The organism is Mesorhizobium sp. M5C.F.Ca.ET.164.01.1.1 (assembly GCF_004792125.1).
Classification (GTDB): Bacteria; Pseudomonadota; Alphaproteobacteria; order Rhizobiales; family Rhizobiaceae; genus Mesorhizobium; species Mesorhizobium wenxiniae.
The window spans coordinates 1-303 of record NZ_SRTG01000462.1 but is presented as its reverse complement, the minus strand read 5'-3'; the positions used below and the strand labels follow the sequence as shown (position 1 = coordinate 303).

General features: G+C 61.4%; 1 protein-coding gene. It reads left to right on the top strand.

Features of this window, described 5'->3' with window-relative positions:
• The coding region (locus EN807_RS34285; RefSeq protein ID WP_281405268.1) for a nitrogenase component 1 at nt 1–303 on the top strand (303 nt) is incomplete at both ends.

Here is a 303-nt window from a genome sequence, read left to right as displayed (position 1 = left end):
GGCAATTCGCCTCGAGCGCGGCCGACTGGTAGACGCCATGGCGGACAGCCAATCCTGGTTGCATGGTAAGAAATACGCCATCTACGGCGATCCCGACTTCGTTCACGCGATGGCCCGCTTTGTCATGGAGACCGGCGGCGAGCCAACCCATTGCCTCGCCACCAATGGCACCTCGGCATGGGAAGCCGATTTGAAGAAGCTGCTAGCATCCTCGCCTTTCGGCAAGGCTGCCCAGGTTTGGGCGGGCAAGGACCTGTGGGCGCTGCGCTCACTGCTCTTTACCGAGCCGGTGGACCTTTTGAT